At 43.4% G+C, this 23494-nt stretch carries 19 protein-coding genes and 1 riboswitch; of the genes, 5 read left to right on the top strand and 14 right to left on the bottom strand.

Going from position 1 to position 23494, the window contains the following annotated elements:
* Nucleotide 1: 1 nt before the first annotated feature.
* The 14 genes from nrdB to AB8P72_RS07810 all read right to left on the bottom strand — a co-directional run bounded on the left by nrdB (nucleotide 2) and on the right by AB8P72_RS07810 (nucleotide 15654).
* A complete protein-coding gene (gene nrdB / locus AB8P72_RS07875; RefSeq protein ID WP_144296877.1) occupies nucleotides 2-1135 on the bottom strand; it encodes a class Ia ribonucleoside-diphosphate reductase subunit beta in 1134 nt (377 codons plus the stop codon).
* A gap of 77 nt (nucleotides 1136-1212) precedes the next feature.
* Nucleotides 1213-1584 carry a hypothetical protein gene (locus tag AB8P72_RS07870; protein ID WP_227678252.1) on the bottom strand — a complete coding sequence of 124 codons (372 nt, stop codon included), beginning with the start codon at nucleotides 1582-1584 and terminating at the stop codon, nucleotides 1213-1215.
* Nucleotides 1585-1606: 22 nt separating this feature from the next.
* Nucleotides 1607-1894 carry a type II toxin-antitoxin system RelE/ParE family toxin gene (locus AB8P72_RS07865; protein WP_198328789.1) on the bottom strand — a complete coding sequence of 96 codons (288 nt, stop codon included), beginning with the start codon at nucleotides 1892-1894 and terminating at the stop codon, nucleotides 1607-1609.
* Nucleotides 1884-2135, bottom strand: a complete 252-nt coding sequence (locus AB8P72_RS07860) for a type II toxin-antitoxin system Phd/YefM family antitoxin (protein ID WP_198328790.1) — start codon at nucleotides 2133-2135, stop codon at nucleotides 1884-1886. The genes AB8P72_RS07865 and AB8P72_RS07860 overlap by 11 nt, the downstream gene beginning before the upstream one ends.
* Nucleotides 2136-2213: 78 nt before the next feature.
* On the bottom strand, nucleotides 2214-2339 hold the full coding sequence (locus tag AB8P72_RS07855) for a hypothetical protein (protein WP_265091040.1): 126 nt from the start codon (nucleotides 2337-2339) through the stop codon (nucleotides 2214-2216).
* A gap of 268 nt (nucleotides 2340-2607) precedes the next feature.
* Nucleotides 2608-3582: a tetratricopeptide repeat protein gene (locus tag AB8P72_RS07850; RefSeq protein ID WP_198328791.1), complete on the bottom strand. Its 975-nt coding sequence runs from the start codon at nucleotides 3580-3582 to the stop codon at nucleotides 2608-2610.
* Between the two features lie 185 nt (nucleotides 3583-3767).
* Nucleotides 3768-6044, bottom strand: coding sequence for a class 1a ribonucleoside-diphosphate reductase subunit alpha (gene nrdA / locus AB8P72_RS07845; protein WP_198328792.1), 2277 nt, complete (start codon nucleotides 6042-6044; stop codon nucleotides 3768-3770).
* A gap of 549 nt (nucleotides 6045-6593) precedes the next feature.
* Complete coding sequence (locus AB8P72_RS07840; protein WP_286797783.1) at nucleotides 6594-6905, bottom strand: YbeD family protein; 312 nt, start codon at nucleotides 6903-6905, stop codon at nucleotides 6594-6596.
* Between the two features lie 221 nt (nucleotides 6906-7126).
* On the bottom strand, nucleotides 7127-7825 hold the full coding sequence (locus AB8P72_RS07835; protein WP_198328794.1) for a class I SAM-dependent methyltransferase: 699 nt from the start codon (nucleotides 7823-7825) through the stop codon (nucleotides 7127-7129).
* Nucleotides 7826-7911: 86 nt separating this feature from the next.
* Nucleotides 7912-8559, bottom strand: coding sequence for a thiaminase II (gene tenA, locus AB8P72_RS07830; protein WP_198328795.1), 648 nt, complete (start codon nucleotides 8557-8559; stop codon nucleotides 7912-7914).
* A 122-nt stretch (nucleotides 8560-8681) separates the two neighbouring features.
* A riboswitch (TPP riboswitch) is annotated at nucleotides 8682-8799 on the bottom strand.
* Between the two features lie 125 nt (nucleotides 8800-8924).
* Nucleotides 8925-9422, bottom strand: coding sequence for a hypothetical protein (locus tag AB8P72_RS07825; protein WP_369957568.1), 498 nt, complete (start codon nucleotides 9420-9422; stop codon nucleotides 8925-8927).
* Nucleotides 9423-9586: 164 nt separating this feature from the next.
* Complete coding sequence (gene rpoD / locus AB8P72_RS07820; protein WP_144296886.1) at nucleotides 9587-11506, bottom strand: RNA polymerase sigma factor RpoD; 1920 nt, start codon at nucleotides 11504-11506, stop codon at nucleotides 9587-9589.
* A 619-nt stretch (nucleotides 11507-12125) separates the two neighbouring features.
* Nucleotides 12126-14315 (bottom strand): DNA primase, encoded by a 2190-nt coding sequence (locus tag AB8P72_RS07815; RefSeq protein WP_198328797.1) that lies wholly within the window; start codon nucleotides 14313-14315, stop codon nucleotides 12126-12128.
* A gap of 175 nt (nucleotides 14316-14490) precedes the next feature.
* Nucleotides 14491-15654 carry an outer membrane protein assembly factor BamD gene (locus AB8P72_RS07810; RefSeq protein ID WP_198328798.1) on the bottom strand — a complete coding sequence of 388 codons (1164 nt, stop codon included), beginning with the start codon at nucleotides 15652-15654 and terminating at the stop codon, nucleotides 14491-14493.
* A 745-nt stretch (nucleotides 15655-16399) separates the two neighbouring features.
* On the opposite strand from AB8P72_RS07810, the gene AB8P72_RS07805 reads away from it, so the two are divergent.
* The 5 genes from AB8P72_RS07805 (at nucleotide 16400) to AB8P72_RS07785 (ending at nucleotide 23458) form a co-directional block, all read left to right on the top strand.
* Entirely contained in the window at nucleotides 16400-17608 is a 1209-nt protein-coding gene (locus AB8P72_RS07805) for an RluA family pseudouridine synthase (protein WP_227678251.1), read from the top strand.
* A gap of 91 nt (nucleotides 17609-17699) precedes the next feature.
* Nucleotides 17700-18572: a polyphenol oxidase family protein gene (locus AB8P72_RS07800; RefSeq protein WP_369957567.1), complete on the top strand. Its 873-nt coding sequence runs from the start codon at nucleotides 17700-17702 to the stop codon at nucleotides 18570-18572.
* A 57-nt stretch (nucleotides 18573-18629) separates the two neighbouring features.
* Nucleotides 18630-19259, top strand: coding sequence for a flavodoxin family protein (locus AB8P72_RS07795; protein WP_198328800.1), 630 nt, complete (start codon nucleotides 18630-18632; stop codon nucleotides 19257-19259).
* A 933-nt stretch (nucleotides 19260-20192) separates the two neighbouring features.
* Nucleotides 20193-21647, top strand: a complete 1455-nt coding sequence (locus tag AB8P72_RS07790) for a cytochrome c (RefSeq protein WP_305935576.1) — start codon at nucleotides 20193-20195, stop codon at nucleotides 21645-21647.
* Between the two features lie 209 nt (nucleotides 21648-21856).
* Complete coding sequence (locus AB8P72_RS07785) at nucleotides 21857-23458, top strand: flavin monoamine oxidase family protein (RefSeq protein WP_102076755.1); 1602 nt, start codon at nucleotides 21857-21859, stop codon at nucleotides 23456-23458.
* Nucleotides 23459-23494: the final 36 nt, after the last annotated feature.

The following is a 23494-nucleotide window of genomic DNA, read 5'->3' as shown; positions in this document are numbered from 1 at the left end:
TTTAAAGTTCAAAATCGTCAAAGTCGCTATTGGATAAATCTGAATCAATTTGACCGACCAGGTACGAGCTGATTTCCGTTTCTTGCGGCGCAACTTGCACGTTATCAGACGACAACCAAGTATTAATCCATGGAATAGGGTTTGATTTTGAGTTCGGGAACGCGACTGGCAAGCCAACCGCTTCCATTCGTAAATTGGTGATATATTCGATATATTGACAAAGGATATCTTTATTTAAGCCGATCATTGAGCCGTCTTTAAACAGATAACCCGCCCATTCTTTTTCTTGCTGCGCCGCTTTGGTAAAGATTTCGATGCTTTCTGCATAGCATTCATTGGCAATCTCAACCATTTCTGGATCGTCACGACCATTACGCATCAAGTTTAGGATATGCTGCGTACCGGTTAAATGCAGCGCCTCATCACGGGCGATTAATTTAATAATCTTAGCGTTACCTTCCATCAGCTTACGCTCAGCAAAGGCAAACGAGCAGGCAAATGACACATAAAAACGAATGGCTTCTAGGACGTTAACCGCCATCAAGCATAAATACAGCTGCTTTTTCAGCGATTTTAAGCTAACGGTCACTTCTTTGCCATTGACGGTATGCGTGCCTGCGCCATACATATTGTAAAGCTGTGAGTCGTAGTACAAATCATCGTAGTACTTGGCGATATCAGAGGCGCGTTCTAAAATGTGCTCATTTTGCATAATGTCATCGAAGACCACGCCGGGATCATTGACGATATTACGAATGATATGGGTGTAGCTGCGCGAGTGAATGGTCTCAGAAAACGTCCAAGTCTCAATCCACGTCTCAAGCTCAGGAATTGACACCAGCGGCAATAGCACCACGTTTGGACTACGACCTTGGATAGAGTCGAGTAGGGTCTGATATTTTAGATTACTGATAAAGATGTGCTGCTCATGCGACGACAGGTTGCCATAATCGATACGGTCTTTTGAAACGTCGACTTCTTCTGGACGCCAAAAGAATGACAGCTGCTTTTCAATCAACTGCTCAAAGATAGGGTGTTTTTGTTGGTCATAACGCGCCACGTTGACCGGCTGACCAAAAAACATCGGCTCTGTTAGCGCATTGTTTGGCGTTTGGGAAAAAATCGAGTAAGTCATAGTTCCACCTTTATAAGTGCTACAGTTGTGAATCAAAAGTTTTAAAATACCGTCTAAAGAATACGGGCAAAACGGTGTTATAGGTTCTCTAAAGATATTTGCGTCTGTTCTTGACCATCATTCATATAGGCTTTAAATATCTCGCTAAGCTCACTATCGTCTAAGCCTTCTAGCTCATCGATAGCACTTTTACGCAGCGTACTTAACTCCACGTCTACGGCTTTCTGAACTTCTTTTTTTGTCTGCTTTTTAACGGGTTTTTTTGCTGGTCTTGGCGCGTCCATTTTCGCTACTGCGCTACTATCTAATTGCTGACGAACGTCCTCGATATCGACTTCTACTTGCACGATATGCGAGTTACCATCATTTAGGTCGGAAAATACATTAGGGATAAATAAACCACCGTCTTTGATGATTGCCGTATATTGCACGTCTATGACCTCCGTCATTTTTATTCTTTCTGTGTTTCGATTATAGCTGGCGAGTCGCAAGCGCCTCATATACTTTGTTATTTTCTCTTTTGCCTACGGCTAATACATAAACCACGACGACATCATCTTTGACGATATATACCAAACGATAGCCGATGGTGCGTAGTTTGATTTTATAGGCGTCTGTATGTCCTGAGAGTTTTGACGCAGGCACACGCGGACTTGCTAAGCGCTGCTGTAATTTTTTCTTAAACTGCTGCTGAATACTGGGCGCTAGCTTTTTCCATTCTTTTAACGCCAAAGGATGAAATTCAAGATTATAAGTCATCCAAACTTACCTTTATAGGTGTTTGGTCGTCATTCATCCGTGCGCTGACAGTTTGGCTTAATGCCATATCGTCCATCGCTTCCATCATGCGCTCATACATATCTGTGGAAACCAAGTAAGCCACCGGTTTATTATGATTTAAAATAGCAATAGACTCACCGTCTGACTGTCTAATCAGTGCCGAAGGGTTGTTTTTCAGCTCTGAGATACTGGCTGTCTGTGTCGCAAATATTGGTTGCATGATTCATTCTCCGCTAAAAATATGCTCTAAATATAGGGCTAATATTAGCACGAAAATTAGGTCTTAATTGTTATTGTGTTAAATTAAATATTTGCGGTAGCCAATCCCGCCTACCGCTTGTATCTGCTTAGCCGCTGGCGTGCAGTCTATCGTGTCTGACCGCATTCCTGTTGTCTCGATACTACGCTCAGTCACGGACTGCATCGCCATCGTCGTCAGCAGGATACCGCTATAGTCGCGGCTAAAAAGCCTTGCTGTAGCATTGATGCTCTTTCTAATTAAATCTACTAATTAAACGTGATTTGTAGGGGGCTTTTTAAGCACCGTTTGCACGGTTTATCTATATTATGAGCAAACGCCAACTATAGAGTCGAGTGTATTTTTGCGTAGGCTGGGTTTTTAACCCAGCTTCTCAATCTCGCAAAGTTACTATTAAAGTAATAGAAAATCCTGCTTAAATTATATTGTTAGATTAATTCTCTAGACTAATATCTATGTCATTATCTTCAATAATTTTACTTATTATTACACTATTTTTATAATGCGATATAATATTTTTTGTACTAAGATCTAGCGATTTTTTTAATAGATTATTACATTCAGTCTTTCTTCCTTCATAGTATGAAACTATAGCATCATTCAAATAATAGAATATAAGTTCATTTTTTTTAGACACTAAAGTATTAGAAGCTTTTATATATGCTCTTGCTCTATCTAAATCCCCCATAACTGCTAATGCTACTGCATAGTTGGAAAGTGCATATGACCCGTCTTCGCCATTAGATATAGCAGAAGATAGTATAGATGCAGCTTCGGTTAATTCTCCTTCATGAAGAAGTGCAAAAGCAACATTGTTTTTACACGATGGTATTGAGTAAGTATAACTTCTGCCTAGTTTAGATACTAATACCGATATAAAAATAGCTAACAAAATCAAAGGTACAAAAACTTCGACTAAAGTAGAAAAATTAAAATCTTTATTTTTCTTAATAGTTTGAGTGGGACCTTCTTTACCAATGCTTTCATTACTTCTTAGACTGAAATTAACATCTGAAGTATTAGTTAATAAATAGTTAACTGAAACTATTTCTTTAGGTAGTAAATTATCTATAAATATAGTAGCTGTTTTATTATCATCTGAAATTTCAAAACTTAATTTTGCACCCTCTTTACTTTCAGGCTTAAATTCTTTGATTTCTGCGGATTCAGAGATGAATGTTGCAACAACATCTTTAGCAGGTTGATTACCAATATTCGCAAAATCTATAAAACCTATAGATAAACTGTTATCATCACCTTCAAAAGCTATTTGACTCTTAGTTTGATACGTTAATGATTCTGATTTTATAGTGTCGTTATCTTGAGTAATGTAGTATACAAGCACACCACCTGTAACGGTTACTGCAAGAGTAATAAGGGCTCCTATAATTAACTGTTTCCATTGCATTTCAGCTTCTCTTCCTTGATTTTCATATTAAATAATTTTAAGGATATGTTATAAATAGTTAATCTGTATATAATAAAAGAGCAGGTTTAACCCAAAAGCCAAACCCGCCATCCATCAGAAATTCTATTTAAAGAATTTCTCTTGCGAACCTAAAATTGACATGCAATTTTTTAACGGTTCTCACCTTAAATCTTACAAGCCCCACCAGCACAATCATCTTCCATATCCGCTTGCGCATCGTTCGCACCATCACGAGTGTTATGGTAGTACAACGTCTTCACGCCAAGCTTATACGCATTTAGCAAATCTTTAAGCAATATCTTCATCGGTACACGGCCACCTTCATAACGAACAGGATCGTAGTTGGTATTGGCAGAGATACTTTGGTCGACGAATTTTTGCATGATAGCGACCAGCTTTAGGTAACCGTCATTGTTCGGCATTTGCCATAGTAGCTCGTACTGACCTTTTAGCTTGTCAATCTCAGGTACTACTTGCTTTAAGATACCATCTTTTGACGCTTTGATAGATACCAGACCGCGTGGTGGCTCGATACCATTGGTGGCGTTGGCAATCTGGCTAGAAGTTTCAGACGGCATTAAAGCAGTTAGAGTAGAGTTGCGCAGACCGTGAGTGGTGATTTCACCTCGTAGCGTTTCCCAATCGAGATGTAGCGGCTCTTGGCAGATTTGATCCAAGTCTTTTTTATAGGTATCAATCGGTAGGATACCTTGCGAGTAAGTAGTCTCATTAAAGGCAGGGCAAGCGCCTTGCTCTTTGGCCAATTTGTTCGAGGCTTTTAAGAGGTAATACTGTAGCGCTTCAAAGGTTTGATGGGTCAGACCAAGCGCGCTGCCGTCTGAATAGCGTACGCCATTTTTCGCAAGATAATACGCATAGTTAATCACGCCAACACCTAAGGTACGGCGACGCATACTGCCATTTTCAGCGGCTTTGACCGGATAGTCTTGATAGTCGAGCAGGGCATCAAGCGCACGGACGATGAGTTCGGCTGGCTCTTCGATGTCGCTAACGTTTTCAACTTTACCTAAGTTGACTGCTGATAGCGTACAAAGGGCAATCTCGCCAGTTTCATCATTGATATTATCAAGTGGCTTTGTTGGTAGCGCGATTTCCATACATAGATTTGACTGGCGAATCGGCGCAACTGTCGGGTCAAATGGGCTATGCGTGTTGCAATGGTCGACGTTTTGGATATAGATACGACCAGTGCTGGCGCGCTCTTGCATCATCAGACTAAACAATTCCGTTGCTGGAATTTGACGGCTACGGATATTAGGGTCGTTTTCATACTTGGTATATAGTTCTTCAAAGGTGTCTTGATCTTCAAAGAAGGCATCATACAAACCCGGAACGTCGGACGGTGAAAACAGCGAGATATCTTGACCTTTAATCAAACGGGTATACATGGTTTTATTTAGCTGGACGCCGTAGTCCATATGACGGACACGGTTGTCTTCAACGCCGCGGTTGTTCTTTAGCACCAATAATGACTCAACTTCTAAATGCCATAATGGATAAAATAACGTCGCCGCACCGCCACGCACGCCGCCTTGTGAGCAGCATTTCACCGCTGTCTGAAACAGTTTGTAAAATGGAATACAGCCAGTATGCTGTGCTTCGCCGCCACGGATAGGGCTACCAAGGGCGCGGATACGACCAGCGTTGATGCCGATTCCAGCGCGCTGCGAGACATAACGGACGATGGCACTGGTGGTGGCGTTGATAGAGTCTAGGCTATCACCGCATTCGATTAGGACACACGAGCTAAACTGGCGCGATGGGGTACGTACACCCGACATGATAGGCGTTGGTAGCGAGATTTTAAATTGTGAGGTCGCATCATAAAAGCGTTTGACATAGCTTAAGCGCTCGCCCTTGTCATAATTGGCAAACAAACACATGCCAACGAGCATATATAAGAACTGCGGGCTCTCGTAAACGGTTTTGGTCACGCGGTCTTGGACAAGGTATTTGCCCGCCATTTGCTCAACGGCGGCATAAGCCAGATTCATATCGCGCCAGTGGTCGAGGTACTCTTCTAATTCATCAAATTCTGCGCGGCTATAGTCGGCTAGGATATGTTCGTCATATTTACCAGCATCGGTCAACGTTTTGACATGGTCATACAGATGCGGCGGGGTAAATTTGTTATAAGCAATTTTACGTAAATGGAAGATCGCCAAACGCGCGGCTAAATACTGATAGTCAGGTGTGCTTTCAGAAATAAGGTCGGCGGCTGACTTGATGATGGTTTCGTGAATATCACGCGTTCTGATACCGTCATAAAACTGAATATGCGACTTTAGCTCAACTTGCGATACCGACACATTATCTAAATCATGAGCTGCCCACTCGATAACCTTATGAATCTTGTCTAAATCAATGGGCTCTAAACGTCCATCACGTTTGGTTACTTTGATATTATCGATATGTGTCATGCTGACCTCGTAAGTTGATTGCTAGGTAGTTATTTATAATGTTGCTTTATAGGCTGCTGCGCGGTTAAATCTGGCAGACATGCTTTGTCACGCTATCTTTCAGACGCTATCTGTTTTAAGACAAGACATCCTGTTATGGTAGGTTTTTTTAGGCAAAACGATGCCGCAGCTCATAGTGACGGTTTAAATCACTGAGCACTACATATAGCGTATTTGTTAGCAGGTGGACACAATATAGCGGGAAAATTTTGAAAATGCTATATTGATTTTAAGGGCAAACTATGTTGATGCGAGGGTAAAGCGTGTCCAAATTTTGGCAAAGGACGATGGGATAAGGGTTAGACGCCGATAAGAAAAATAATAAAAGTTTTGTAAAAAATGGCGCGAATTTACTTTTTATTGTTGGCTAAATTTATAAAGGCCAATTGTCTAAATAGCAGTTATATTTCGGGTGGAGATTGTACCGCAGACAATAAAAAATCGCCACCCATATGAGTGACGATTCGGATGAAAAACGGGCTAGATTTTATAAAATTAGCAAAACTACCGTTAAACCACCATACGTACGGTTCTTGCATTATCAAGCGCCGCATAAAGCGTGTTCACTTGCTCAACGGTGGTTAAGTATAAATTGGCACGTACCGAATGGAAGCGTCCTGTTTTTGATGGTTTGACTTCCATAGAGGCCAAATCAAACTCAGGGAATTGGCTACCCAAGATAAGCTTCACTTCATTAAGCAAGCTTTCGTGCTCACCTTCATGACCGATGATGCTCATTGGATAGTTCATTGGGAACTCCCACAGCTCAGGGTTTTGCACATCGGTTTTTTTGCCTTTTAAGATACCGTCATTAGCGACCAATTCTGTCACTTTAACTTCTCTTTTCGACGTTGGACTAGCATTGCTGCCTTGACTTTCGGTGCTCGAGTTGTCAGTGTTTGGAGTAGTGGTGTCTTTTGGATCATCAGTCATGATGTGGTCCTTATTTTTTATTGAAATATGATAAGCGCTTTATGCACCATTTATAAGGGCGTTCGGCGTATTATTCAAGTGTCAGCCAGCGATAACGCACATTAAAACCGTTATTTTTTATAACCACAAATTGCCACGTAGTCGCCGCGATCATAGCCTTCGATGACCTCTTGTACCTTGTCGTTGGCATACATAGGATGGGTCAATAAAGTCTGCGCATATTCAAAATCAACGAAACCATTGGCTTGCATTAAGGCGATTTTTTCATCAGAGGTACGCCAGTTAGCTGACTTAACCAGCTCGATAGGATAAGGATCAGCAGGCGAGATGTGCGCAAGTAGTGGATGCTCCCACGTATCTACCGCGCTGGCAAGGTTATATAAGCTGGCAAAGCCACTTTCTTTTGGTACATCAATCAGAATAAGTTTGCCGCCCGTTTTTAGAGCGTCAAAGGCTTTTTTGATACAGGCATCTAAATCGCTGATATAGCTGACGCTGCCGTTAAACATGATGATGTCAAACTTATTGGGCTCAATCTCGCAGGTTTCGGCAGGGCTGATATCGACTTGCATACCGCGCTTTTCTGCAACTGCTGCCATGTCTTTTGACGGCTCAATACCGTATTTGATATGAATGTCACAGTCTTTTGCCAGTAGAGACTCAAACAGTCCGCTACCACAGCCGACAGACAATATCTCGCTGTCTTTATCCAAGAAATGAGCAACCAGTTTTAGTTCGCTGGTGAGCAAGTTTTGATTGTCAAAAAACCAACTGTCATACGCGCTTGCGTGTTCATCGAATGCTGCCATGATGTTTTTCCTTGTGGATCGTTATTATTGATCATTGTTTTTGATTCTAGAGGGTTTTTTTAGAACCAAGTCAGATTGTTTATAAATTAAGACAAATCTAACGCCTGCTGCCAAAAATTGACTTCCATTCGAGATGCGGTGTTAAATAAGCGTTGAAATTTGTCTGCTTGAGTAGCGCTAGCGTCTGTCAGCAGCTTATTAATATGCGCTTCATTTTGTGCAGTAATGGTTTGGAATTCATCACTGGCAAAGACATCTATCCATGGTTGATAAGGATTGCCCGCGACAAAGCCTTGTTCTTTAATACGTTTACCAATTTCCCCATAACCCATCAAGCAAGGTGCAATTGCAGCATACAGTTCAGCTAGCGAGCCTGACATTGCCGCATCTAAGATATAACGGCTGTAGGCAATGGTGGCTGGCGATTCAGGAGCGTTTTCAACTTCCTCAAGCGCGATTCCCCACTGCTGACAAAAGTCTAAATACATGCCAATTTCTAAATCAAGCATGGCGTTGATACCGGCTTGACCGACGCGCATTTGTGCCAGCGTGTCGCTCTTATATACGCTCAGCGCTATCACGCGGGTATAGTGAATTAAGTATAAATAGTCTTGCACAAGGTAATGGCGAAAGCTGTCAGGGGCGAGCGTTCCTGCTGCCAGTTGATTGACAAAATCATGTCCAATATAAGCATCCCAAGTCGGACAGTTATTGCGTAGTGTTTGGTAATCCATAGTTTTCACTTACTGTTATAAAGTGCAGTAAGAAAATGGCAGAAAAAAAGAGATAATAAGGCACAATAAATTTGCCAGTCTAGGTTAAATAGATTGGCAAAATATAAAGTAATTGTGACTTATATATCGACACGCTTGTTTCCTACGTCAGTGCTAACTGCATCAGGTTCGCGGGTAACTCTCAGCCATGATTTTGATGGTAGTTAAAGCGTCAAAATCAAAGCACCCCGACAAGGTTTTTATGACTCAAATGTTGGTCTTTATGGTTATAAGACAACCGAGCGTCCCTATGATAGGCGAGATCAGTCATCATTAGCAAGTGATGCTCAAATAACCATTAATAAAATTGTTTTACATTTAAAAAGCTATTTTTTATTAAGCTGTGCAATAGCTGTATGATAGAGCATTAGCATGGCTTTAAAACGGCGCTCATATAACCCTTCTGCATATAGCAGCTCCACACTTAAGCTATCGATAACACCTAAATAGGCGTCGGTATAAAGCGCTAGCTGCCCAGCATCAAGCTCATAAGGCTTCAGAGCCAGCTGTATTTGCTCAGTCAACACCTTTATATAGACATTAAAAGTCGCCGCGCTGGTATTAGTCAAATGCGCAGGTGCGGCATAGGCCATGCGAATTAAAAACCGTAAGGTAATTGCGCTTTTATAACGTACTTCAAACGCTTGGCAATATGCTTCACCGGGAGCAGGAAATTCACCAGTCGTCGCAAAGCATGATTCAATAAATGCACATTCTGACTCGAGCGCATCTTGTAGTAATTCTAAGTATACTGCTGCTGATAGCAATTTTTCTTGCTTGCTGTGCCTGCGCAGACAGAGGCTATAAAAAATTGATATCAGCAATAACGCAGCGTTTTTAGGATATTTTGATTAGATAAGTTAATAGCATAAGCTAATAGCTATTAAATAACCGCCATCAAATAACGGGCACAAAAAAGCTGAGACATGCTCAGCTTTTTTGATGTAATTTTAAGAAATTTTTAGACAATGAATCCTGTCTAGATAAATTAGTCATTTTCTAAGAACGAGCGCAGATGCTCAGAACGTGAAGGATGACGCAATTTACGCAAAGCTTTTGCCTCAATCTGACGGATACGCTCACGCGTGACATCAAACTGCTTACCGACTTCCTCTAACGTATGATCGGTTGGCATATCGATACCAAAGCGCATTTTAAGCACGCGTGCTTCACGCTCAGTCAGATTGCTCAAGACATCACGCGTGGCTTCTTGCAAACCAGCCGCCGTCGCATCGTCAACTGGGCTTGAAATTGTACCATCTTCGATGAAATCACCTAGGTGCGAATCTTCATCATCACCGATTGGCGTTTCCATTGAGATAGGCTCTTTGGCAATTTTGAGCACTTTGCGGACTTTGACTTCGTCCATCTCTAAGCGTTCGCCCAATTCCTCAGGTGTAGGCTCACGTCCCATTTCTTGTAGCAACTGACGAGAGACACGGTTTATCTTATTAATAGTCTCAATCATATGCACAGGAATACGAATGGTGCGCGCTTGGTCAGCGATAGAGCGGGTGATTGCCTGACGAATCCACCATGTCGCATAAGTTGAGAACTTATAACCACGACGATATTCAAATTTATCGACCGCTTTCATCAGACCGATGTTACCTTCTTGGATTAAGTCCAAGAATTGCAGACCACGGTTGGTATATTTTTTAGCGATAGAGATAACAAGACGTAAGTTAGCTTCGACCATTTCTTTTTTGGCGCGGCGTGCTTTAGCTTCACCGACAGCCATACGGCGTGCGACGTCTTTCATATCGTGGATTTTCATATCGAGCTGCTGCTCGTAGTCACGAATGCGGCGCTGCAATAAAATCACATCGTCGGCGACTTTTTCTAGCGTACCGGCAAACGCAGGCTTACCTTTAATACGTTCAATCAGCCAATCGACGTTGGTTTCATTGCTTGGGAATGTCTTACGGAACTCGTCACGCGGCATACGGCCACGGCGAATTACCAAACGCATGATTTGACGCTCATGCTTACGCACATCATCATAGACATCATGCATGATTGCCATGACTTGGTCTGACAAGCGATTATTGAGTTTGAGCATCATAAAGCGCTCAGCAAGTAGGGCGTAAGCCGCTTCAGCTTCTACGCTACCACGGCCATAATCAAGCAAGGCTTGCTTGGCTTTGATAAATAGATGTTCAATTTCTTCTAAACGCAGACGAACTTCTTCTGGGTCGATACCGCCGGTTTCTTCTTCGGCTTCTTCTTCAACCTCTTCTTCGTCTTCATCATCATCGTCAAGCGCCAATTTGGCATTGGCTTTTGCTTTGATGACAGGCGGATTTTCTTTTTCTTCTTTGATACGCTCGCGCTCTTCTTTAGCAGCATCTTTGGCTTCTTGTGCGGCGATTTTATCTTCTTCGGTTTCAGGGTCTAAAAATCCTGTGATAACGTCAGACAGTTTTTTCTCGCCATCTTGTACTTTTTCGTACTCATCAAGGACAAACTGTACCGTACCCGGCCAGTAGGCCATGGCATGTTGCACATCACGAATACCTTCTTCGATACGCTTAGCAATGGCAATCTCGCCTTCGCGGGTCAAAAGGTCAACCGTACCCATCTCGCGCATATACATACGTACAGGGTCAGTGGTGCGTCCCGGTTCGGTCTCAACCGAAGCCAATACTGCTGCGGCCTCATCGGCTGCCATGTCATCATCGCTTGAATCATCGTTCATCAAGATGTCATCGGCGTCGGGCGCAGATTCAAAAATTTTAATGCCAACGTCCGTTAGCATTTGCACGATATCTTCAATCTGATCACTTTCAGTAATAGAGTCGGGCAGTTGGTCATTCACCTCGGCATAGGTCAAATACCCTTGCTCTTTACCCATTTGGATTAAGGTGGCCAGTTGAGATGTGGACTTAGAAACTGACTTATCGTTCATAAATACTCGCTTGCTTGTATCGGACATTTTTATATTGTGACTCGCTAACGCTTACGGGGTGCGTTGATATAATCAATCGATTCATCAAAATATGGCGTAAAGGTTGTCAATAATAACAAAAATGAGTGGATATGAATAAAGGCTCAAAATACGACAATTACAATACTAAAAAACCGCTAAAAACTGTTCCTGCATAAATACGTCAAAACACGCTTACCTAAAAAATACCGTTACTTAAACTTGCTTAAAATGGCGGTTTAAAATCTAAAAGCATTTAAAATGAATAGTCTAAAAAACGCTTTAAAAGTTGTTCGCTAAAATTGCGCTTGCACCAAAAATGCTACTCAATAATATGGGCGTATTGTCATCTATTAAATCGGGCTAGAAATATACAGCGACACAGTTTAACACAGACCAGGCTCATCAAGCACAAGCTAGTGAATCTCGCAGGCATTTATTATCTGTATTGATGATTATTTCTTAGCCATGACGTTTTTATCATTTTTTAACCAGCGCTTGCTTTGGCGCTCAATATGCAACTGGGCATAATCATTAATAGTGGGGGCAACTGCTGTGCTTTTAAAGGGCCACCGATGATAAATAAAATTTTGCCTAGCTGTTAAGATTTCACCGTGGCCATTTGTGCTGAGCGTTCCGCGTGCTGTTCGCGTAGCCAATCATTCAATAACTGTGATTGCTTACGGACAATTGCCAGTTTTATGTTGTCTGGGTTTTTAACCAAGTCTTGAATTTTTTTCTTCATATGACGCTCAAGAAGTTGACTGACCAGCTCTTCGACCAAGCCATCTAAACTTAAAATATTACGAGCAGTAAGGGCTTTATAAAAAGCGCCCCAATCACCGCTAAGCGTTTCTTGGGTGCTTGGTTTGACATTGGATAAAATAAAGTGCGCCGCAGCATTGGCGTCTTTTGGCAGATAATTAAGACAGCGCTTAATGGTGCTGACGATATCGAGCAGAGCATTATCTTGCAAATCTTCCCATGCCAGTGGACGCAATATATCAGCAGAGGCTTTTTGTTTAATATGCGCTGGTAGCTGCAGCTCATGAATACCTGCCTGCTGCCAAATGGCTTCGATAGGGTCATCGATTAAGGTGCGCGGCTGGAATAAAAAACACAGCTGCAGCTGCTGACTGATGGTCATCTCACCATCGAAATCTAACAGCGCATCTCTTGCGTCTTTGTTTTGATTGCGCCTGCCGCCAAGCTTTTGATAAATATCATTGTTCAACAGATAGCGAAAGCTGCTACCTTTCGGCAGGGCAGTGGTTAAGGCGCGCACTTGTGACATCAGCTTGGCTTTGCCTTCGACCAGACTTAAGTCATAACGCTCACTCAAATAAGCAAAGATATATTGCGATAGCGGCATGGCATTGGCGATTTGCTCGCGCATGGCGTCCGCGCCCTGACTTTTGATAAAGGTATCAGGGTCATGGTTATTCGGTAGGGTTAAAAACCGCAGCTCTTTATCATCGCCAAGCACAGGCAGCGCGACTTCAAGCGTACGCCAAGCGGCTTTTTGCCCTGCGCTATCTCCATCGAAACTCAATGTCAGGGTAGGGTTTAATGTCAATAGCCGTGATATTTGGCTCTCATTAATCGCCGTACCCATCGACGCCACCGCACCATAAATGCCGGCTTGATACAGGGCAATGACATCCATATAGCCTTCGACTACTAACCATTTATCAGCGCGCTGCTGGCGAGATTCATAGTAGCCATATAGGACGTGCTGCTTATGAAAAACGGGCGAGTCAGAGGAGTTAATATATTTGGGTTTTACTTCGTCATCAAGCGCGCGACCGCCAAAACCAATGGTGCGACCTTGGTTATCGCGAATTGGGAAAATTACCCTGTCACGCAGTAGGTCATAGTCGCGCCCAGATTCTGATTGGCGTACCAAGCCTAGCGCTTTAAGCCCCTCGATATCTTGCGGGAATTGATGCTCAAGATGCTGCCAACCAAAGGGCGCATAGCCGAGACCAAAAGCCTCAAAAATATCTTCGGTGATACCGCGCGATAAAAAGTAATGCTTGGCATGCGGATGAGTGGTGAGATTATGCTGATAAAACTGCTGGATTTGCTCTAATAACTCGTAAAGGTTGCCGTCTTTATCAGAGACGCTAGTTTCATCATAAAGAGCAGTAGTATCAGCAGCACTACCACCACTGGTCAACCATGCAGGCGGATAACTATTATCGTCTTGATCGTTAGCACCTTGATAATGAGTATCGTAGTCATCGGCTGTATAAGGCATCGAATCATACGCGTCTAATGGCGGATAATTTTCATAATTATCATTATAAGTTGGCGGCTGCATATCAGCAGTTGGCAAGTTTGTGGACGTTAAATTGTCAGCTACGGGCTGGCTATGAAACGCTTGCGGTTGCATTGCCGCTGCCGATGTTGTTGGCTGAATAGCGAGTCTTGGCTTGGTTACCGGCTTAGCTTTTGGTTTAACGGGCGCGCGCTGATAGCTGACGTTTTGCTGCTCTTCTTTTGGCACTTCGATGCCCGTTTGTTTGGACAGCTCATTAACCGCTTCGATAAAGGTTAAGTTTTCATAGTCACGTAAAAAACTGATGGCATTACCACCAACGCTACAGCCAAAGCAGTGGTAGATGTTTTTTTGTGGATTGACATAAAAAGACGGCGATTTTTCGCCATGAAACGGGCAGCAGCCTTTGTACTCACTACCCGCACGTTTGAGCGTGGTATGACGCCCAATGATACTGATTAAGTCAGCTTGGCTATTTAATTGTTCGAGAATATGGTTAGGAATGCTCATACAAAAAACAGTTTACCATAGGACGATTATATTAAGCATCGACAATCAGCTACAAAAAACTGACAGTAGATAAAAATTATAAGAAGTAAAAACAGAAAAATAAGGCCAACAGAACGTTGACCTTATTTTTGATGATAGGTACTAAGCGTCTAAAATAGACGCGAGCCGTATCAATTTACTCAGCAGGTAATGTAGTACGGCGTACAGGATTCATGTTTTGTGGGTCGACATCGGCTTCTCTAGCAGTATCGCCAGTGCTCGATTGGCTCGTCACGCGCTCGGTCGATGCTTCAGGCAAACCTAAGCCTACATTGATACCACTATTGGCACGCTTAGGAGACATATTTAACGGTGCGTTAGCATTTGCTGCAGCCGCATTATCACTCGGCAATCTTAATTGATTGGCATTGCGAATCACTTGGGTTTTGGTGGCGCCATTGTAGTTACCTGACGCAACCGAGGTATCTTTATTAAAGCGGTTTAATTGTCCAAAGGTGAGTTTATTAAATAAAGTACGCTCACGTTTGGTATTGAGCTTGACGCGTCCATCAGCGCTGAGCATGTTTGGATAGTTGATTTGCAATAGCGTCTTATACTCATTTGCTAAGTCATTAAGACCGAGCTTTTCATGGCTATAAGCCAATACGGCGAGGGCATCAGGCACAGATTCACTTAATGGATAATATTGGAATACCCATTTAGCTCGGTTGACCGCAGCGACATAGGCTTCACGCTCGACATACCAGTTGGCTGCACTCATCTCGCTTTCGGCAAACTGATTATAGATAAAGGTCATACGCTGAGCAGCATCGGGCGCGTAAGGACTGTTTGGGTATTTATTGATAAGCTCTTGGAAGTTAGCAAAGGCAATACGCAAATAGGCGGTATCACGCTCAGCTTGATTGAGCTTAAACAATTTTAGACCTTCAGACGAGCCTTGCATATTGGCCACGCCGCGCACGTAGTAAGCATAGCTGACTTGCGGATTAGAAGGATATAGGCTAATAAATTGCTCAGCGCTGGCCGCAGCCGCCTCGAACTTCCCACTTTCGTATTGGGCGTACATCACATCAAGCAAGGCTTGTTCGGCATATTGTCCCGTTGGATAAAAAGTGCGCAGATTGTTCAAATCTTCGATAGCTTGCGTATAGCGACCCTTATCAATCTGAGCGATGGCGTCATTATAATAACCTTGCTCAGACTTCTCAGCAGTGGCAACCGCATCCACGTCTTTACCGCCAGTTAGGTTTTTAAACGTTTGACAACCCACCAAGTTGACGCTTAACGCCAGTAAGGTGATTGAGGACAGTTTGATAAACGTATTGCCAACAGCTTGCATACTTCTTCTCCGACACAAGACGCGTAATAGCAGCGACGCTATTAGGCTAAATTATAAAAGGGTAATAAGGGTAATAATAAAAAACGATGCTGGCGGCATCCATTAACGGTCGGCTACTAAGTAAGCGCTAGCAATTAGCGCACTTATTATCCACATCGTTTTATCAAATGCAGTTTTGCCAATATTAATAAAATAAATTATTTTAAAAGTTCTTATTTTAAAAATCAGTGCCATAGCATACAGCAAAACAACGCTTACTTTATAGAATAACGCATGCTTCGTCTATTTTTTCGTTATCTATTTTGTAGTTAAAGGCCTAATGCTTTATCTGTGTTAGCTTCGGTCTGTAGTTTAGCATGAGCCGTCGTCACGAGCGATATTGAATATGGCTGACAAGGACAAATATACAGTAAATTACAGCCATGTCATATTTTAGAGAGCTAATCTACCAAACAATGCCATCGGCTGGCGGCTTAACTTTTATCACTTTTCATAGATTTTTAACACGGCTCACCACCTTTGAAAAGAAGGTAACGATAAAATCGCAGATAACACGCAGCTTCTGTAGGGCTTAGGCGCTTGGCATGTTACACTATGACGATATAACTGCTGCTTTTTTCGACCGTCCTTATTTTTGCTGGTCTGTAAGCGCCAGTCCACTTTCTTATCTCGTTTTCTTATGAAGTCGGCTTATAAAGCTGTAAGTGACTTTGCCCTATATCAATCCGCTATGAATAATGATGCTATGACGACCAATTCCCTTAAGAAACAACCGTTAGATACCGATATATCAGCACAAGAGTTACCAATGCCAAATGAATTATTAAATGACCATCAGCGCGCGCTTGATGAGCAAACGCCGGACATATCCAATGATGAGTTGGATGAATTGGTCGATGACGATATTGTCGACGATGAAGATGAATACGAAGACGAATACGAAGACGAAGACAGTGAGGATTCAGTCGTAGTTGCTGGGCAAGCGGTTCCGGTCGTTATTGATGTCACGCATACCGTCATAGAAGACGAAGCGGGCTTACGTATTGATAAACTGGCATCAAAAGTATTTGCCGATTTCTCGCGTGCCCAGCTGCAAGGCTGGATTACTGATGGCAGCTTGCTTTATAACGGGACGGTACAAAAACCGAAAATTCGTGTCAAAGCAGGTGATGTCTTGCATTTATCGACGACACTGCAGCAGCATAGCGAAGATCAGCCAGAAAATATCGATATCGAAGTTGTCTATGAAGATGATGATGTCCTAGTGATTAACAAACCTGTCGGTATGGTTGTCCATCCGGGCGCTGGCAATCAGACCGGCACTTTGGTCAATGCGCTTCTCTATCATTATCCGCAGCAGCACCACTTGCCGCGGGCTGGATTGGTACACCGCATTGACAAAGACACCTCGGGACTGCTGTTAATTGGTAAAACCAAGCCTACGCAAATGGCTTTAATGGAGCAGTTAAAGGACAAATCTGTCTATCGTCATTACCAATGTGTGGTTGCAGGGGATGCGGCAAGTTTACTGCGTCATCGCCGTATTGACGCGCCGATTGGTCGCCATCGCAATCAACGTACCAAAATGACGGTGATGACGGCAGGGCGTGAAGCGGTTACGCATTTATTGAATGTCACACCGCTGAACGATAACTATTGCCTATTAGACGTCGGTCTTGAAACGGGGCGTACCCATCAGATTCGTGTGCATCTAAGCCACATTACCTATCCGATAGTCGGTGACCGTGTCTACGGTGGGCGTCGTCAATTGCGAGCAGGCTTAACAGAAGCGCAGCGTCAGGCAATCAATAATTTCCCGCGTCAAGCATTGCATGCTTATACTTTAGGTTTCGTGCATCCAACGACTGGTGAAGATATCGAAGTTACCACGCCAATCCCTGAAGACATGCAGCAATTGATGGCGGTGTTAAGCGAAGGTTATGACGAAGAATAAAATCTGATGAGCTCTATTAAATAATGACATTCGTCTGGTAACAATCTGGCTGTAATGCTCTAATAATAACGATAAGACTGGTGCACTGACCATGCCTAACATAACAAACAATCTGCCTGTCACCTTAGTTGCTCAGCTTGATGACGTGACGGTTTTTCAAACGGCAGCTTTTAGCAGCGATGATAGTGAAGCGGCTAATGAGGTAGATAATCAGGCAAATTATGGTGCGCTAAATTTAGGCTTGCATGTCAATGATAACGCCAAAACAGTCTTAAACAATCGCATGCGTCTATTAACGGCGATTAATGAGCAATTAGCGGCGGGGCAGCGTGCGCCAATTAATAGCTTGCACTGGCTCAATCAAGTTCATGGGCAGCAGGTTTATGATGTCGATGCGACGGCGCTACCTATACGCCCGCTAGATGCCGATGCCATGGTCAGTCAGCAGGCGGACTTGGGGCTTGTGATTATGACCGCCGATTGCGTACCGTTAGTTTTATACCAGCCCGCAACGGGGCAGATAGCTGCTATCCATGCAGGCTGGCAAGGGCTGGCGTGCGGCGTCATAAAGGCAACCGCCGAGCGCTTTGATGCTGATAAACCAATCACGGCATGGATTGGCGTCTGTATCAGTCAAGAAAATTATGAAGTCGGCAGCCAAGTACGAGATAAGTTGCTCGCAGGCTGTGTAGATAATCAAGTCTTGTCATCACAGCATCTTGAAAGCTTTGAACAACGTTATGTCTTAGCATCTGTAGCGGACAAGATTAAACTGAACCTGCCAAAGCTTGCCGCTGACCAATTAAGTGCAGCAGGCATTACCGTTAGCAATCAATCCGAAATACCTTGCAGCTATGCGGATTCGCATTATTATTCTTATCGACGTCAAACGCATCTTGGCCAGCCTGCAACCGGACGTATGGCATTGATTATTACCCGTAGCGCTTCTAGAGAGTTGGCTTGATTCAGCTCTTGAGCTTCTATTTTTATTTCATTTTTAATTGTCATTATTAGAGTTCGTATGAATACACCTGACACACCGCCTGCCATTTTAGAGCATGAGAACAATCTCGCTAATATATCGATGGCGGTTATTTATCATAGTAATTATGGGCATACCAAACGCGTTGCCGAAGCAGTGGTGACGGGCGCGCGTCAACAATTACCAGATTCGCAGGTTAAAGCGGTCGATGTGCATGACGTTGATTGGGATTTTGTCGATCAGGCGGATTTATTGGTGTTTGGTAGTGCCGTGTATATGGGCAGCGTGACCGCAGGCTTTAAGACTTTTATGGATGAGACTTCTAAGCGTTGGTATCACCGTAAATGGGAAGGCAAGTGGGCCGCAGGTTTTGCCAATTCGGGCGGTCTGAGTGGTGATAAGCTTGCCGTCCTGCAGCAGATTTGTCTTTATGCCATGCAGCACGGAATGAATTGGATCGGTTTACCACTGATGCCAACAGGACATGAAGCGCATGATTTAAATCGTCTTTCGAGCTTTCTGGGTTTGATGACGCAGTCGCTAGATGGACCGCCTGAAGTCACGCCTGGCGCAGGCGATATTGATACCGCCATTTGGTTTGGCGATCATTTGGCCAAGACCATTATCAAGCATCAGCCCAAACAACAAATAGTCATTGCAGAAGATTAAAGTTAAATATTTCTATTGATTATTAATAAGTTACAAAAGCAGCTATCAGACCGATAGCTGCTTTTTTTATTGGCCATTATTTGTAGTAGAAGAGATTTGAATAGAAATAGCGTTAGCGGGTCGGCGCGCGTTGGATAAATTTTCCACAATAAGCGTTTTAGAAGACACCCTTTTAGAAGAAACAGTTTTAACAGGTATCGGACTTTCGACGAACTGAAAAGATTGGCAACCTGTTACAGGAATTGTCGCTGCCAACGTAAATATAAAGAAGAGTGATTTCATAAGGACATCTCGAGCGTTATTGGCAACATGGCAATGGTTGGCGATATTAAACAGCATTTATCATAAATAAAATGCTGCATCAGTTAAAAGGGTTTTTGCGAGTAGGGTAACGCTTATTTGGAATGTAAGGTGGATGACAAACGGTCGCTATGTATCCATTATGTACGCTTAAAACCTGTAATAACAAGTACAGAAGTCCTTTTTTACTATATATAGCGATTTATCTCCACGCTTTAATAATGGATTTCATAAATTTTCTAGGTTTAGTAATTGTTTTTTAAAGGATTAATTATCTTGCCCAAATTCATAATATGAAAATATATAGTGATTAAATATAAATTAAATCTCTTAAGAGGTTTTTTAACTTTTGTAAAAGTGTGCGGTGAATGAGTTACTATTTAAGTAATAGTGGCGAAATAGTTTTACATTAGTGGGGTGAGCAGACATTGTTTAGAAACTATCTCTATTAAGTTGTTTTATCACGCCACTTTATTAAGCATTTTACTGGACGATTTGCTAAATCATGTAATGGATTATCCGTTGAGTACTGACGCCATTGTCAATAATTTTACTCAATATCAAATGTCTTATCCTGACCAATCGTTCTAATAATAATTACAACACCCTAGGTGCCAGCTATATGAGGATATTATGAAGCCACTTTCTGTGATGTTATCGATGCTTGTCATTGGTATTACCTCCAGCGCCGCGATGGCTGAAGGTGCTAACCTTCCTAATGCCAATTTACCCGATGCTAGCTTACCTAATGTAGGCCCCGCCAATAGTGAGCTTGTCAACCGCGGTGCCTATATTGCCCGTGCCGCTGACTGTATGGCTTGTCATGGCGAAAATTATACGGGCGGCACAGCGATTGAAACCCCTATGGGGAAAATTTATTCAACCAATATTACCCCTTCTAAACGTTACGGTATCGGCAATTATACCGAAGCAGATTTAAAGAACGCTTTACAAAAAGGCCGAGCGCCAGACCATATGCTGTATCCTGCCATGCCTTATCCTTCTTATAGCGGCATGAAAGAAGAGGATATCAGCGCCTTGTTTGCTTATCTACAAACCGTACCGGCTGTCGATGAAGCGCCTAAGCAAGAAACCAAACTACCCTTTCCCTTTAATTTCCGTAGCTTAATGATCGGTTGGAACTTGCTCAATATACCCTCTACTGAAAAGCGCGACGGTCTAAATGAGACCCAAAAACGTGGCGAGTATTTGGTCAACAATCTCGAGCATTGCGGCACTTGTCATACGCCGCGTAACAGCACCATGGGCTTTGATAAAAAAATGTATTTATCAGGCGCACCACTTGGTAATTGGCATTCGCCAAACATCACCCCTGACGAGTCGAGCGGTATCGGCAGTTGGAGCGAGCAGGATATTATCACGTATCTACGCACCGGTGAACTTGACCAGCGCGCTTATGCAGGTGGACCGATGGGTGAAGCGGTCGCGCACAGTACGCGTTATCTTAAAAATGAAGATTTGAGCGCGATTGCCTCTTATCTAAAAGCCATCCCTGCTATCCAAACAGAAGACAAGGTCAATAGCGTCAATGTGGCGCGCTTGCCAACGCCTGTGAACGAATCAATCACGCATGACTTACTGGCGCAAAAAGACTACTTGGCGCAAGCAAAGTCAGAAGTAAGTAACGGTAGTAACTCACCAGAAGCGTTATATTTAGCCGTTTGTGGTAGCTGTCATGGGGTTGATGGTTATGGCCAACCTGACGCGCGTTATGCGCCTATCGTTGGACTGAGCAGTCTGCGCCGCGAAAAGCCTGACGCTCTCGTTAATATGATTTTGCATGGGGTAGAGAGTGCAACCAATACTTCGCCTATCATGCCAGGGTTTTCAGAAGAGCTCAGCAGTGAGCAGATTGCGGGTATCACTAACTACGTCCGTACCAGCTTTGGCGGTCATGCAAACAGTGAGGTCAGTGCCGCTGATATTGAGCGCATCGCGTCTACAGGTGTCGAAAAGCCTTTTTTAATTAAGTACGCAGGCTTACTGGCGATTGTCGGCATCATTGTGGCGATATTGATTATTATCTTTATCGTGCGCGCCATTTTACGTTCTAGACGCCGCCGTTAATCATAGTTTATCAGTTGCAACGGGTTTAGAATTTATTACCAGACAAGGATTAACGGCAAAACGGTAGGGCATGACAGCTTGGCAAATAAGCGCAGAGTTAAGCCAAGCTGATCAAATTACAAAGACTTATAAATGATATAAGCGTTTATTACTAGAAATAGAACAAGTGCCTACGGTTATGTACGAACGTCTACTTTAAGGATATTATTATGAAAGACATGCTTCAATCACCAACGCGGCGCCAACTGCTCTCGATGATTGGTAAAACAGCGGGCGCGACCGCCATGTATCAGGCGATGACGACGTTAGGATTTGCCTCAGAATCAAGCTTTAAAGAAACGATGGACTTAAAAGGGGCGCCTCCCGGTGCTAGCATCATCGTTTTAGGTGCCGGTCTTGGCGGACTGACCGCGGCGTATGAGCTGCGTAAAGCTGGCTATGACGTCAAAGTGCTGGAGTTTCAAAATCGTGGCGGCGGTCGTAGTTGGACGCTGAATAGTGGCGATAGGTATACCGAGCTTGGCGGCGAAGAAGTTACTTGTGATTTTGAAGAGGGCAACTATTTTAATGGTGGGCCGTGGCGTCTACCAAGTCATCACTATGCCGTTTTCCATTATTGCAAACAGTTTGGCGTTGAGATGCAGCCCTTTATTCAAACCAATGACCGTGCTTATCTGCACCGTAGTACTCATTTCAATGGTGTGCCGCAGCGCTTAGGTGATGTAAAAAACGACATCCAAGGACACGTAGCAGAATTATTGTCAAAAGCGGTGAATGTTGGCGGTTTGGATCGTTCTGTGAATAAGGAAGACAAAGAAAAGCTACTTGAAGGCTTAAAAGGTTGGGGCGTGCTCGATAAAGACTACCGCTACCGCGCCAGCAATGCGACCAGTAAGCATCGTGGTTATAGTGTCTTGCCAGGTGGTGGCTTGATGCCTGATGAAACTCCATCAAAGCCTTTACCGGTCAGCGAAATATTAGATTCGGGCATGTGGGCCGATATTTATGGTAATCATATGACCTATGCGCATCAGCCAACGATGTTTCAACCGGTTGGCGGTATGGGTAAAATCGGTGATGCCTTCACCCGTGAATGCCGCGATATGATTGAGTTTAATGCCAAAGTGACTAAGATTCATCAAGATGAAAGCGGCGTTACGGTCAATTATGTCGACAGCAACAGTCCAGATGGCGCGACTAAGACCATCCGTGCCGATTGGTGTGTCTGTAATATTCCACTAACTGTACTGACCCAGCTTGATATTAATGTTTCAAAGCCGATGAAACAAGCGATGGCAGCGGTACCTTATGAGACTTCTTATAAAGTAGGTTTAGAGTTTAATCGCCGCTTTTGGGAAGAAGACGAGTGGATCTATGGCGGCTTGACCTATACCGATATGCCGATAGCCCAAATTGCTTATCCTTCAGAAAATATGTTTAAAGACGGTACTGGGGTATTATTAGGGGCCTATGGTTATGGACCGACCTCATATAAATTTAATACGTTAACCCCGCAAGAGCGAATTAATGTCGCACTTGCCTACGGTAAATATATTCACCCGCAGTATCCAAAAGAGTTCCGCGCTGGTACGTCAGTGGTCTGGCACCGCATTCCTTGGACACTGGGTTGTTATGGTATTTGGAATGAGTCTACCCGCCGTCAGCATTATGACACCTTATGCAGTATCGATAACCGTATTGTACTGACGGGCGAGCATTGCTCACACATTCCAGCATGGCAAGAAGGCGCTATTTTATCTGGCATGGATGCCGCCAAGCGCCTACATAAAAAAGCAAAAATGCTGGGTTAATATGAATAACTATAAAAATTCAGAGGCTATCATGGA

Source organism: Psychrobacter sp. CLB018 (assembly GCF_041222815.1).
Lineage (GTDB): Bacteria > Pseudomonadota > Gammaproteobacteria > Pseudomonadales > Moraxellaceae > Psychrobacter > Psychrobacter faecalis.
Note: the sequence above shows the minus strand (reverse complement) of the source record. Positions and strands in the feature narration are given on the sequence as shown.